10 protein-coding genes are annotated in these 12,485 nt (G+C 69.9%); 5 read left to right on the top strand and 5 right to left on the bottom strand.

From position 1 onward, the window contains the following. Positions 1-30: 30 nt before the first annotated feature. The 5 genes from accB (at position 31) to H4F90_RS12095 (ending at position 4,812) form a co-directional block, all read left to right on the top strand. Positions 31-492: an acetyl-CoA carboxylase biotin carboxyl carrier protein gene (accB, locus tag H4F90_RS12115; RefSeq protein WP_182664926.1), complete on the top strand. Its 462-nt coding sequence runs from the start codon at positions 31-33 to the stop codon at positions 490-492. A gap of 95 nt (positions 493-587) precedes the next feature. Continuing rightward, positions 588-1,937: an acetyl-CoA carboxylase biotin carboxylase subunit gene (accC, locus tag H4F90_RS12110; protein ID WP_182664924.1), complete on the top strand. Its 1,350-nt coding sequence runs from the start codon at positions 588-590 to the stop codon at positions 1,935-1,937. A gap of 15 nt (positions 1,938-1,952) precedes the next feature. After that, positions 1,953-2,861, top strand: a complete 909-nt coding sequence (gene prmA, locus H4F90_RS12105; RefSeq protein ID WP_182664922.1) for a 50S ribosomal protein L11 methyltransferase — start codon at positions 1,953-1,955, stop codon at positions 2,859-2,861. Further along, the gene (locus H4F90_RS15660; RefSeq protein WP_182664920.1) at positions 2,858-3,874 is read left to right on the top strand and encodes a zinc-ribbon and DUF3426 domain-containing protein; all 1,017 of its coding nucleotides are present in this window, start codon (positions 2,858-2,860) and stop codon (positions 3,872-3,874) included. Before prmA ends, H4F90_RS15660 begins: the two co-directional genes overlap by 4 nt. 29 nt (positions 3,875-3,903) lie before the next feature. Then, positions 3,904-4,812 (top strand): carbohydrate kinase family protein, encoded by a 909-nt coding sequence (locus tag H4F90_RS12095; protein ID WP_182664918.1) that lies wholly within the window; start codon positions 3,904-3,906, stop codon positions 4,810-4,812. Between the two features lie 115 nt (positions 4,813-4,927). On the opposite strand, the gene H4F90_RS12090 is transcribed toward H4F90_RS12095, so the two are convergent. From H4F90_RS12090 to H4F90_RS12070, 5 genes are all read right to left on the bottom strand, one after another. Next, positions 4,928-5,356: a histone gene (locus H4F90_RS12090; RefSeq protein ID WP_182664916.1), complete on the bottom strand. Its 429-nt coding sequence runs from the start codon at positions 5,354-5,356 to the stop codon at positions 4,928-4,930. 210 nt (positions 5,357-5,566) lie between these two features. Continuing rightward, complete coding sequence (locus tag H4F90_RS12085) at positions 5,567-6,763, bottom strand: ribonucleotide-diphosphate reductase subunit beta (RefSeq protein WP_182664915.1); 1,197 nt, start codon at positions 6,761-6,763, stop codon at positions 5,567-5,569. A 132-nt stretch (positions 6,764-6,895) separates the two neighbouring features. Further along, complete coding sequence (locus H4F90_RS12080) at positions 6,896-9,778, bottom strand: ribonucleoside-diphosphate reductase subunit alpha (protein ID WP_182664913.1); 2,883 nt, start codon at positions 9,776-9,778, stop codon at positions 6,896-6,898. A gap of 457 nt (positions 9,779-10,235) precedes the next feature. After that, positions 10,236-10,847, bottom strand: coding sequence for a 1,6-anhydro-N-acetylmuramyl-L-alanine amidase AmpD (gene ampD, locus H4F90_RS12075; protein ID WP_182664911.1), 612 nt, complete (start codon positions 10,845-10,847; stop codon positions 10,236-10,238). Beyond that, a complete protein-coding gene (locus H4F90_RS12070; protein ID WP_182664909.1) occupies positions 10,844-12,478 on the bottom strand; it encodes a sigma-54-dependent transcriptional regulator in 1,635 nt (544 codons plus the stop codon). Before H4F90_RS12070 ends, ampD begins: the two co-directional genes overlap by 4 nt. Positions 12,479-12,485: the final 7 nt, after the last annotated feature.

Below are 12,485 nucleotides of genomic sequence, written 5' to 3'. Positions count from 1 at the left end.
ACCCACAAGAACCGCTGGAGTGAACCCGACATGGATCTGCGCAAACTCAAAACGCTGATCGACCTGGTGTCCGAGTCGAACGTCTCGGAGCTCGAGATCACGGAGGCCGACGGCAAGGTGCGGATCGTCAAGGCCAGCCCGGTCGCGGTGGCCGTGACCGCCGCGCCCGCGCCGGTCGTGGCACCGGTGGCCGTGGCCGCCCCGGCTGCGGTCGCCGCCCCGGCAGCCGCCGAGCCGCCGGCCGCGCCGGCCGAAACCGGCCGCAAGATCACCTCGCCGATGGTCGGCACCTTCTACCGTTCGTCCAGCCCGGGCGGCAAGCCGCTGGCCGATGTGGGTGACGAGATCAAGGAAGGTCAGCCGATCTGCATCATCGAGGCCATGAAGATCATGAACGAGATCGAGGCCGAGTTCTCCGGCCGCATCGTCAAGATCCTGGCCGAGAACGGCCAGGCGGTGGAGTACGGGCAGCCGCTGTTCATCGTCGAGTGAGGCCGGCCACCCGAGGCCGAGCCCCCATCCCCGTCCCGTCCCTGCGCCGTGCGCCCCTCGGGCCACGGCGCTGACCCGCTGCCCTCCCGGACCCCATGTTCAAGAAAATCCTGATCGCCAACCGCGGGGAGATCGCCCTGCGGATTCAGCGCGCCTGCCGTGAGATGGGCATCCGCGCGGTCATCGTCTACTCGCAGGCCGACCGCGACGCGAAGTACGTGCGCCTGGCCGACGAGGCCGTCTGCATCGGCCCGGCCGCCTCCGGCCAGAGCTACCTCAGCATGCCGGCCATCATCTCGGCCGCCGAGGTGACCGACGCCGAGGCCATCCACCCCGGCTACGGCTTCCTCAGCGAGAACGCCGACTTCGCCGAACGGGTCGAGCAGAGCGGCTTCACCTTCATCGGCCCGACGCCGGAGTCGATCCGCTTGATGGGCGACAAGGTCTCGGCCAAGGCCGCCATGGTGCGGGCCGGCGTGCCCACCGTGCCCGGGGCGGAAGGCGCGTTGCCGGACGATCCCAAGGAAATCATCCGGCAGGCCCGGGCGATCGGCTACCCGGTCATCATCAAGGCGGCCGGCGGCGGTGGCGGCCGGGGCATGCGGGTGGTGCACACCGAGGCCGCCCTGCTGAATGCCGTGCAGACCACCCGGGCCGAGGCCGGAGCCGCCTTCAACAACCCGGCGGTCTACATGGAGAAGTTCCTGGAGCAGCCGCGCCACGTGGAGATCCAGATCCTGGCCGACCAGCACCGCAACGCGGTCTGGCTCGGTGAGCGGGACTGCTCGATGCAGCGCCGCCACCAGAAGGTGATCGAGGAGGCGCCGGCGCCGGGCATCCCGCGCCGCCTGATCGAGAAGGTCGGCCAGCGCTGCGCCGAAGCCTGCAAGAAGATCGGCTACCGCGGGGCCGGCACCTTCGAGTTCCTCTACGAGAACGGTGAGTTCTATTTCATCGAGATGAACACCCGGGTGCAGGTCGAGCATCCGGTGACCGAGCTGGTGACCGGCATCGACATCGTGCAGCAGCAGATCCGCATCGCCGCGGGCGAGAAGCTGCCCTTCACGCAGCGCCAGATCGAGCTGCGCGGCCACGCCATCGAATGCCGGGTGAACGCCGAGGATGCGTTCAAGTTCACGCCCTCGCCGGGCCGCATCACGATGTGGCACCCGCCGGGCGGCCCGGGCGTGCGCGTCGACAGTCACGCCTACACGAACTACACCGTGCCGCCGAACTACGATTCGATGATCGGCAAGATCATCACCTACGGCGACACCCGCGAGCAGGCGATGGCACGCATGCGCACCGCGCTGAGCGAGACGGTGATCGAAGGCATCTCGACCAACATCCCGCTGCACCGCGAGCTGATGGCGGACGCCAAGTTCATCGAAGGCGGCACCAGCATCCACTATCTTGAAGAGTGGATGCAGCAGCACAAGCGCTGAACGGAAGAAGGTCCCATGGTCGAGTTGCGACTGATCGCTGCGGAAGACGAGGTCGAGGCCCTGAGCGAGACGCTGATGGATCTGGACGCGCTCTCGGTCTCGGTCGAGGACGCCGACGCCGACACGGAGGCCGAGCAGGCCCTGTTCGGCGAGCCCGACATGCCGGCCCCGAAGCCGGCCTGGCAGCGCTCGGTGCTGAAAGCCCTGTTCGGCAGCCCCACCGAGGCCACCGAGGCCGCGACCCGGCTGCTGGCCGAACATCCCCAGGGCGTTGAGCTGCAGGGCCTGGTCGAGGTGCCGGACGAGGATTGGGTGAGACTCACGCAATCCCAGTTCGCGCCGGTTCCGATCACCGACGCGTTCTGGATCGTGCCGACCTGGCACGAGGCCCCGCCGGCCGCCCGCACCGTGATGCGCCTGGATCCCGGCCTGGCCTTCGGCACCGGCACGCACCCGACCACAAGGATGTGCCTGCGCTGGATCGCCACCCATGCCGACGCCTTCCGGGACCAGCCAGTGCTGGACTACGGCTGCGGCTCGGGCATCCTCGCGATCGCCGCGCGACAGTTCGGAGCCGGCGAGACCCTTGCGGTGGACATCGACCCCGCCGCCGTCGTGTCGACCACCCAGAATGCCCAGGCCAATGGCGTGACGGTGCAGCCGGGGCTGCCGGAGGCGGCAGGGGAGGCTTGCGGCCGCTACCCGCTGGTGCTCGCCAACATCCTGGCCTCGCCGCTCAAGCTGCTGGCCCCGCTGCTGGCGGCCCACCTGGCGCCCGGCGGCCATCTGGTGCTGGCCGGCATCCTGGAGCGCCAGGCCGAGGAACTTCAAGCGGCTTACGCCCAGGTCGGCCTGGCGCTGGCCGTGGCCGACCAAGAGGACGGCTGGATCCTGATGCACGCCCGCAGGAGCACGCAAGCATGAGCAGCCTGGCCACCCGTTGCGGCAGTTGCGGCACGGTCTTTCGCGTCGGACAGGAGCAGTTGAAGGCCTCCGAAGGCTGGGTGCGCTGCGGCCGCTGCCACGAGGTCTTCAACGCCCTGGACGGCCTCTTCGACCTGGACCACGAGGTACCGCCCCCCGTGCCCGTGGCTTGGACGCCGCAGCTGGGGCACGAGGACGAGAACACCCTGGAGGCTCTCGCGCCCGCGCCTGCCCCGGTGACCGTGACCGAGACCGATGTGCCCCTCGAACCCGTGGTCGCCGAGCCCGCGGTCCCCGAAGCCCCGCCGCGCTGGCTGGATCCCGAAGCCCCCGGCCCGCGATCGCTCTACACCCCCGAGCCCGAGGTGGAGGCCGCCTGGGCTCGCGCTGCGGCGGCCACCGGCGAGGCCGCAGACCCTGCCGAGCGGCGCGAGCCGCCCGCCGCCGCGCCGCAGTTGCGCCGCCAGGCCCCGCCGCTGCGCCCCCAGCCGGCGGCCGCCCCCGGCTGGAGCGGCCTGCGGCCAGCCGTGATCGGACTGTCGATGCTGCTGCTGATGCAATTGGCCGGGCTGTTCCGCGCGCCCCTGCAGCAGGCGGTTCCGGCGCTGGACAGCACGCTCGAGCGCATCTGCAAGGTCTTGTTTTGCCCTAGGGGCAGCAGCCTGGCCACCACGCCCGCGGGCGGCCGCGGACTGGTGCTGGATCCTGCCCCGGCGCTGCAGCCCGTCGAAGGGGCGGCTTCCGGCATCCGCCAGCGCCTGGTCGTGCACCTTCAGAACCCGGGCGCCAGCGAGCAGGCCCTCCCCGCCCTGGAGCTGACGCTGAACGACAGCCTGGGCGGCGTGCTGGCACGTCGCGTGCTGACGCCAGAGGAACTGCGGCTGCGTGGCTCGCTCGCCCCGGCCCCGGCCCGCCTGGCTGCCGGGCAGCGCCTCAGCCTGGAACGCGATTTCGACCTGCCCGACGGCGCCCGACCGGGTGGCTTCTCGGTGCAGATCGCTCCCCAACCCTGAACGGGTCCCCGCGACCCCGCCCGACCACCATGTCTGCCCTCATCTGCGGCTCGCTTGCTTTCGACACCATCACGACCTTCCCCGGTCGCTTCGCGCAGCAGATCCTGCCCGAGCAGATCCACATCCTGAACGTCAGCTTCCTGGTGCCGACGCTCAAGCGTGAATTCGGTGGCTGCGCCGGCAACATCGCCTACACCCTGGCCAAGCTCGGCGGCCAGCCGCGGGTGATGGCGGCCCTGGGCGCCGACGGCGCCGGCTACCGCGAGCGCATGGCGGGCTGGGGCGTGCCGGGCGACCTGCTGCTGACGGTGGACGAGGGCTACACCGCCCAGGCCATCATCATCACGGACCAGGACAACAACCAGATCACCGCCTTCCACCCGGGCGCGATGAACTTCGCGCACCGCATCGTGGTGCCGGCCGAGCGCGGCGACATCGCGCTGGCCATCGTCGCGCCGGATGGTCGCGACGCGATGATCCAGCACGCCCAGCAACTGGCCGACGCCAAGATCCCCTTCATCTTCGACCCGGGCCAGGGCCTGCCGATGTTCGATGGCGAGGATCTCAAGCGTTTCATCGCCCAGGCGAGCTGGGTCGCGGTGAACGACTACGAGGCCAAGATGCTGAGCGACCGGGTCGGCCTGAGCTTGGAGGCGCTGTCTCGCAGCCACCTGCGCGGGGTGATCGTCACGCTGGGCAGCGAGGGCTGCGAAGTCTGGCAGCAAGGTGTGCGCACCCACGTGCCGGGCGTGAAGGCCGAGGCGGTGATCGATCCGACCGGCTGCGGCGACGCCTTCCGCGGGGCCCTGCTCTACGGCCTGGAGCTCGGCTGGGATCTGGTCCGCTGCGTGGAGCTCGGCAACCGCGTCGGCGCGATCAAGATCGCCTGCGCCGGCCCGCAGAACCACACGCTCGACCGCAGCGCCCTGGGGCTCTGATCCCCACTTGGCCCGCACACCGCGGGCCCAGAAAAAAACCCGGCCGAGTCCAGCTCGCCGGGTTTTTTGTTGGCGCAGACCGCCGTCGCAACGGCGGTCTGTCCGGAGAAGCCGCTCAGGGCTTCGGCGTGGTCGGGAAGGGCCAGGCGGCTTGCGGGCTCAGCGTGGTCTTGGCGGCCGGGGCGGCCTTCTTGATCGCCGTCTTCTTGGCGGCAACCTTCTTCGCGGCCGGCGCGGCCTTCTTGATCGCCGTCTTCTTGGCGGCAACCTTCTTCGCCGCCGGCGCGGCCTTCTTGATGGCGGTCTTCTTGGCCGCAACCTTCTTCGCGGCCGGGGCGGCCGCCTTCACGGCGGTCTTCTTGGCCGCAGCCTTCTTCGCGACCGGCGCCGCCGACTTGATCGCCGTCTTCTTGGCCGCAACCTTCTTCGCGGCCGGCGCGGCCGACTTGACGGCCGTCTTCTTCGCGGCGACCTTCTTCGCAGCCGGCGCAGCCTTCTTGGCCGGGGCTGCCTTCTTGATTGCCGTCTTCTTCGCAGTTGCCATGGAAATCTCCTTGATCAAGTGGTCAAACATCCACGGCACGAGGGGGCCGCAGCGACTCGCCGTCCGGTGTTCTGCCCGCGGGCTCGGCCCAGGGCGCTCCGTTGCAGCGAATGGGGAAGGAACCGGACCGCGGGTCAGGACCCCGGATGGGGCCGGTTCGGGAGTCGGGGAATGCCTCTGCCGTGTGATGTGCGTGGGGAGGTCGGGCGCTCAGTCCCAGGACAGGGCGCCACCGGTCTGGTACTCGATGACCCGGGTCTCGAAGAAGTTGCGCTCCTTCTTCAGATCAATCATCTCGCTCATCCACGGGAAAGGGTTGTCCTCGTTGGGGAAGAGCTCTTCGAGACCGATCTGGGTGGCGCGGCGGTTGGCGATGTAGCGCAGGTAGCCCTTGAACATCGAGGCGTTCAGGCCAAGGACGCCGCGAGGCATCGTGTCCTCGGCATAGCGGTACTCCAGCTCGACGGCCTTGAGGAACAGGGCCTTGATCTCGGCCTTGAACTCGGCCGTCCACAGCTGCGGATTCTCGAGCTTGATGGCATTGATCAGGTCGATGCCGAAATTGCAGTGCATCGACTCGTCGCGCAGGATGTACTGGTACTGCTCGGCGGCACCGGTCATCTTGTTCTGGCGGCCCAGCGCCAGGATCTGCGTGAAGCCCACGTAGAAGAACAACCCCTCCATGAGGCAGGCGAAGACGATCAGGCTCTTGAGCAGGCGCTGGTCGTTCTCGGGCGTGCCGGTGTGGAAGTTCGGATCCATGATCGCCTCGATGAAGGGGATCAGGAACTCGTCCTTGTCGCGGATGGACTGGACCTCGTGGTAGGCGTTGAAGATCTCGGACTCGTCCAGGCCCAGCGACTCGACGATGTACTGGTAGGCGTGGGTGTGGATCGCCTCTTCAAAGGCCTGGCGCAGCAGGAACTGGCGGCACTCGGGCGCCGTGATGTGGCGGTAGGTGCCCAGGACGATGTTGTTGGCGGCCAGCGAATCGGCGGTGACGAAGAAGCCGAGGTTGCGCTTGACGATGCGGCGCTCGTCTTCGGTCAGGCCCTTGGGATCCTTCCAGGTCGCGATGTCGCGCGACATGTTCACTTCCTGCGGCATCCAGTGGTTGGCGCAGGTGGCGAGGTACTTCTCCCAGGCCCACTTGTACTTGAAGGGCACCAGCTGGTTGACGTCGGTCTGCCCGTTGATGATGCGCTTGTCCGCGACGTTCACGCGGCGGCCGGATTCAGCCGCCGGGCTCGCCGTCTGCGGCGCAAGCACACGATCGATGGCGGCCGTCAGCGGACGGGCCGGGGAGCTCATCGGAGCCCCCGCGGCCAGCCCCTCGCGCAGCGGGGGAGGCATCGACGTGGGCTTCGCGGCGGGGGTGGATCGGCTGTCGTCTTCCCAGACCAACATGATGGATTTCCTATCCTTGAATTATCGGTTTGCGGCCTTGAAAACAACAAGCCATGAAGGCCGCATTCACCTTGAAATGTGGCCCCGATCCGTCGACCTCATGCGGTCTCGGGGCATGCCTCATTCAAAGCCTCATTGGCAGGCTTCGCAGCCCGGATCATCGATCGCGCAGAACTTGATGTCGGTGGCCGGTGCGACCGGCTCCTCAAGGGCTGCGGCCGGGCCGGCCGCAACAGCCGTCACGCTGTTGGCCACGGCATTGAGCTGGCGCCGCTGCACGGTGCTCATCTCGATGTGCGAGGCGCTGGTGGTGCGCAGGTAATAGGTGGTCTTCAGGCCGCGCAGCCAGGCGAGCTTGTAGGTCTCGTCGAGCTTCTTGCCCGAGGCCCCGGCCATGTAGATGTTCAGGCTCTGCGCCTGGTCGATCCACTTCTGGCGGCGCGAGGCGGCCTCGACCAGCCAGACCGGCTCGATCTCGAAGGCGGTCGCATAGAGCTGCTTGAGCTCCTCGGGCACGCGGTCGATGGCCTGCAGCGAACCCTGGAAGTGCTTGAGGTCCATGACCATCACATCGTCCCAGAGGCCCAGGGCCTTGAGATCACGCACCAGCCATTCGTTGACGACGGTGAATTCGCCCGAGAGGTTGGACTTGACCGAGAGGTTGCCGAAGCTCGGCTCGATCGAGGCATCGACCCCGATGATGTTGCTGATCGTGGCCGTCGGCGCGATCGCCACGCAGTTGCTGTTGCGCATGCCGTGCGCGGCGATGCGCGTGCGCAGCGCCTCCCAGTCCATCGCGACCGAGGTGTCGACCTCGACATAGCCACCACGCTGCTCGGCCAGCAGCTTCAGGGAATCGAAGGGCAGGATGCCGCGGTCCCACAGCGAACCGCGGTAGCTGCTGTAGCGGCCACGCTCCTCGGCCAGCTCGGTGCTGGCCCAGTAGGCGTGGTAGCAGACGGCCTCCATCGAGCGGTCGGCGAACTCCACCGCCTCGGCCGAGGCATAGGGCACGCGCAGCTGGTAGAGCGCATCCTGGAAGCCCATGATGCCCAGGCCGACCGGGCGGTGGCGCAGGTTGCTGTCACGGGCCTTCTTGACGGCGTAGTAGTTGATGTCGATGACGTTGTCGAGCATGCGCATGGCCGTGCGCACGGTGGCCTTCAGCTTGGCCTGGTCGATCTGGCCGTCCTTCAGATGGCGGGCGAGGTTGACCGAGCCGAGGTTGCAGACGGCGATCTCGCGATCGTTGGTGTTCAGCGTGATCTCGGTGCACAGGTTGGAGCTGTGCACGACGCCGACATGCTGCTGCGGGCTGCGGACGTTGCAGGCGTCCTTGAAGGTGATCCAGGGATGGCCGGTCTCGAACAGCATCGAGAGCATCTTGCGCCACAGGTCCTTGGCCGGCAGGCGCTTGAACAGCGTGATCTCGCCCGTCTGGGTCTTGGCCTCGTAGGCGGTGTAGGCCTGCTCGAAGGCGTGGCCGAACTTGTCGTGCAGGTCGGGGCAGGTGCTGGGGCTGAACAGGGTCCAGTCGCCGCCCTCGATCACACGGCGCATGAACAGGTCCGGAATCCAGTTCGCGGTGTTCATGTCGTGCGTGCGGCGGCGGTCGTCGCCGGTGTTCTTGCGCAGCTCCAGGAACTCCTCGATGTCGAGGTGCCAGGTCTCCAGGTAGGCGCAGACCGCGCCCTTGCGCTTGCCCCCCTGGTTGACCGCGACCGCGGTGTCGTTGACGACCTTGAGGAAGGGCACGACGCCCTGCGATTCGCCGTTGGTGCCCTTGATGTGGCTGCCGAGCGCGCGCACCGGGGTCCAGTCATTGCCCAGGCCGCCCGCGAACTTGGACAGCAGCGCGTTCTCCTTGATGGCCTCGTAGATGCCGTCGAGGTCGTCGGCCACGGTGGTCAGGTAGCAGCTGCTGAGCTGGCTGCGGCGGGTGCCGGCGTTGAACAGGGTGGGCGTGCTCGACATGAAGTCGAAGGACGAGAGCACCTCGTAGAACTCGATGGCGCGGGCCTCGCGGTCGATCTCGCCCAGCGACAGGCCCATGGCCACGCGCATGAAGAAGGCCTGCGGCAGTTCGATGCGGCGCTTGCTGACGTGCAGGAAGTAGCGGTCGTAGAGGGTCTGCAGGCCGAGGTAGTCGAACTGCTCGTCGCGCTCGGCCTTCAGGGCCGCCCCCAGGCGGGCCAGGTCGAACTGGCCGAGTCGCTCGTCGAGCAGTTCGGCCGCGATGCCACGGCGGATGAACTCGGCGAAGGCCTCCGGGTAGCGGGCGGCCATCTCGTCCTGGTTCAGCTCCTCGCCGACGATCTCCTTGCGGATCGTGTGCATCAGCAGGCGGGCGGTGACGCGGTTGTAGTCCGGGTCCTTCTCGATCAGGGTGCGGGCGGCGAGGATGGCCGCCTTGAAGACCTCGTCGATGGGCACGCCGTCGTAGAGGTTGCGCAGGGTCTCGTCGAAGATCGGCTCGGGGCGCACCTCGACGCCCAGGCCGGCGCAGGCCGCCTGGACCAGGGCCTGCAGCTTGCCGAGGTCCAGCGGGCGGCGCTGGCCACCGTCGGTGACATGCAGGACCGGCGCGTCGGCCGCCGCCTGGTCCTGGCCCTGCTTGGCGCGTTCCTGCGCACGGCGTTCGCGGTAGAGCACATAGGCCCGCGCGACATCATGGTGCCCGCCGCGCATCAAACCCAGCTCGACCTGGTCCTGCACGTCCTCGATGTGGAAGCTGCCGCCGCCCGGACGCGAGCGCAGCAGCGCGCGCACGACCATCTCGGTCAGGCCGTCGACGGTCTGGCGCACGCTGGCCGACGCCGCACCCTGCGTCCCATGCACGGCCAGGAAGGCCTTCATCAAGGCCACCGCGATCTTGTGCGGCTCGAAGGACACCACCGCACCGTTGCGGCGAATGATCTGGTAGCCGGCGTAGGCCGAACTTGCAGCGCTGCGCTCGACAGGCATCGCGGCAGGCAGGACGGCACCGGGGGCCGAGGTGGAGGGATTCGTTTGCATGGGCGGGATCCTCAGGAAGTCGGGACGGCACGGGGCCGGGACGACGGGGGCGGCAAGCCCCGACGCCGCGACCTCACCGGGGCGGTCAGCCCGGGCGAGCACGCAGCGGGTTTCGGGAGGGGCGACCGGCCGGACGGGGGCCGTCGCCTGAAGGAGAACCGGCCCGACCGGAAGCCGGACGGGCCGCAAGAGCAGGGGCCTTCTCAGCCGGCAGAACGCATGCCGGGAAGCAGGAAAGTGCAATGCAGCATACCATGCAGACCACTATAGCTAGCGCACCAAGCCCACACAACCACGCTATATGTGGCTTGTGACCGCCACATGTCGCCCGGCCGGGCGGGCGCTCGGCCTGCGCCTGCGGGCCAGGCCACGCCGGCTGGGACCCTGGCCCCCTGAAGCCGCATGTCTGCTGGCCTGGCGGCCGATTCCGGGTCCCCAGGCCGCATGGATGCTGGCTTCAGGTCGGCGGGGGCGATGCCGGCCCGGGTCCGCCGGCCGGCCAGATTGCGGGTAAACACGGAAGGATCGGGCCGAGCAGGCGCTGAAGCAGCAGCCAGTCGAAGCCCGCCCCCGGATCGCCCTTGCGGACCGGCGCCACATGCTGGTGACCGACCACCTCACGCAGCGGCAGGACCAGCGCCAGGCCGCGCAACAGGGTGGCCAGGGCGGCGTACTGCACAGGCTCGAAGGCCAGGCCCTCCAGGCCCTCCAGCTCGATGCCGACGGAACCATCGTTCACGTTCGGCCGGCCGCGCCAGACCGATCGGCCGGCATGCCAGGCACGCTCCTGCAGCGGAACGAACTGCAGCAGGCTGCCATCGCGGCGCAGCAGGAAATGGGCGGACACCTCCAGGCCGCGCAGGGCCTCGAAGCTGGGATGGGCGGCCGGGTCCAGCGTGCCGGCGAACAGGCGCTCGACCGCATCGCCGCCGTACACCCCGGCCGGCAGGCTGATCGAGTGGATCAGCGCCAGCTCGACGGCCGTGCCCGGCGGCCGCGCATTCCAGTGCGGCGAGGGCCGGCGGGCCGCCGCCGACCACCAGCCCTCGGTGAGCCCCGGCGCGATCACGGCGTCCCCCCAGGCGGCGGGGGCTCGCCGGGCTCGCCGGGCTCGCCGCCGTCCTCGGGCCGCAGGATGCCGAGCCGGGCCATGCGATAGCGCATCTGCCGCAGCGTGAGGCCCAGCCGGACGCCGGCGGCGGTGCGGTTGCCGTGGTGCAGCTCCAGTGCGCGCACCAGCAGCAGGCGTTCGACGCCGTCGAGCCAGGGCTCCAGGCGCTCGGGCAGGCGCAGCGGATCGCGCAGCAGGGCGGCGAAGCCGGTGGCCAGCTGCTCGGGCGTGGGCGGCGCGGGGGGCGGGGCTTGCACGGGGGGCGGGGCGTCGAGGGCTGCGGTCCGAGCGTCCGCAGCGGCCCCGGGCCCGGCTCCGCCGGCAGGGGCCGCGGGCAGGTCCAGATCCTCCGGCCCCAGCAGACCGCCCCGGCTCAGGGCCAGCGCGCGGTGCAGGCGGTTCTCCAGCTCGCGCACATTGCCCGGCAAGGGCTGGACGGCCAGGGCGGCCAGGGCTTCGGGCGCCAGCCGGGCCGGGGCGGTGCCGGCCTCGGCGGCCAGGCGCCGCAGCACGGCCTCGGCCAGCAGGGGCAGGTCCTCGCGGCGCTCGCGCAGCGGCGGCAGCGGGATCTCGATGACGTTCAGCCGGTAGTACAGGTCCTGGCGGAAGCGGCCGGCGGCCACCTCGGCGGCCAGGTCGCGGTGGGTGGCGCTGAGCAGGCGCACATCGACCGGCAGCTCGGCGGTGGCGCCGACCGGCCGCACCGCACGCTCCTGGACCGCGCGCAGCAGGCGGGTCTGCATGGCCAGCGGCAGCTCGCCGATCTCGTCGAGGAACAGGGTGCCGCCCTGCGCCGCCTGGAAGACGCCGGGCCGGTCCTCCTGCGCCCCGGTGAAGGCACCCTTGCGGTGGCCGAAGAGCTCGGCCTCGATCAGGGCCTCCGGGATGGCGCCGCAGTTGATCGCGACAAAGGGCCCGCCCCCCCGCGAGGAGCGCTCGTGGATGGCCCGCGCGACCAGTTCCTTGCCCGTGCCGGATTCGCCCCGGACGAGCACCGGCGCCATGCTGCGGGCCACGCGCTCGATGCGCTCGCGCACCGCGGCCATGGCGGGCGACTGGCCGAGCAGGCGCTCGAAGGCGCCCACGGTCAGGCCGGCCGCGGGGGGCAAGCCCCCCGTCGGCATGGGGGCGGGGGGGCGAGCGGCCGAGCGGGGCCCGGCGGGGTTCGCGCGCAGGGCCGGGACCTCGTCGGCTGGGGCCCGGCCCAGGGCCGAGGCCACGACGGTGCGGAACTGGCGCAGGTCGACGGGCTTGGTCAGGTAGTCGAAGGCGCCGGCCTTGAGCGCCTCCACCGCATGCGCCGCCGAGCCGTAGGCGGTCACGACGATGCTCTTCTCGGGCCGGTCGCCGGCCTGCTCCAGTTCGTGCAGCAGCTCCAGGCCGCTGCCGTCGGGCAGCCGCAGGTCGGTGATCAGCACGTCGAAGCGGTCGGCGGCCAGGCGCTCGCGGGCTTCCTCCAGCGAGCGGGCGGTCTCGATGTCGTGGCCCTCGCGCAGCAGGGTGAGCTCGTAGAGGGTGAGCAGGTCCGGCTCGTCGTCGACGACCAGCAGGCGGTGGCGCGGGGCGGCGGGGCCGGCGGGCTCGCTCATGGGCGGC

Origin of the sequence: Aquariibacter albus, assembly GCF_014145335.1 — a bacterium.
Lineage (GTDB): Bacteria > Pseudomonadota > Gammaproteobacteria > Burkholderiales > Burkholderiaceae_C > Aquariibacter > Aquariibacter albus.
The sequence above is the reverse complement of the archived record's forward strand: the minus strand, read 5'-3'. Positions and strand labels throughout refer to the sequence as shown.

Excerpts from the sequence above, each read along its gene's own strand:
- H4F90_RS12070 (WP_182664909.1), bottom strand. The coding sequence starts at position 12,478 with ATGAGCGAGCCCGCCGGCCCCGCCGCCCCGCGCCACCGCCTGCTGGTC.
- accB (WP_182664926.1), top strand. The coding sequence starts at position 31 with ATGGATCTGCGCAAACTCAAAACGCTGATCGACCTGGTGTCCGAGTCG.
- H4F90_RS12085 (WP_182664915.1), bottom strand. The coding sequence starts at position 6,763 with ATGTTGGTCTGGGAAGACGACAGCCGATCCACCCCCGCCGCGAAGCCC.
- prmA (WP_182664922.1), top strand. The coding sequence starts at position 1,953 with ATGGTCGAGTTGCGACTGATCGCTGCGGAAGACGAGGTCGAGGCCCTG.
- H4F90_RS15660 (WP_182664920.1), top strand. The coding sequence starts at position 2,858 with ATGAGCAGCCTGGCCACCCGTTGCGGCAGTTGCGGCACGGTCTTTCGC.
- H4F90_RS12090 (WP_182664916.1), bottom strand. The coding sequence starts at position 5,356 with ATGGCAACTGCGAAGAAGACGGCAATCAAGAAGGCAGCCCCGGCCAAG.
- accC (WP_182664924.1), top strand. The coding sequence starts at position 588 with ATGTTCAAGAAAATCCTGATCGCCAACCGCGGGGAGATCGCCCTGCGG.
- H4F90_RS12080 (WP_182664913.1), bottom strand. The coding sequence starts at position 9,778 with ATGCAAACGAATCCCTCCACCTCGGCCCCCGGTGCCGTCCTGCCTGCC.
- H4F90_RS12095 (WP_182664918.1), top strand. The coding sequence starts at position 3,904 with ATGTCTGCCCTCATCTGCGGCTCGCTTGCTTTCGACACCATCACGACC.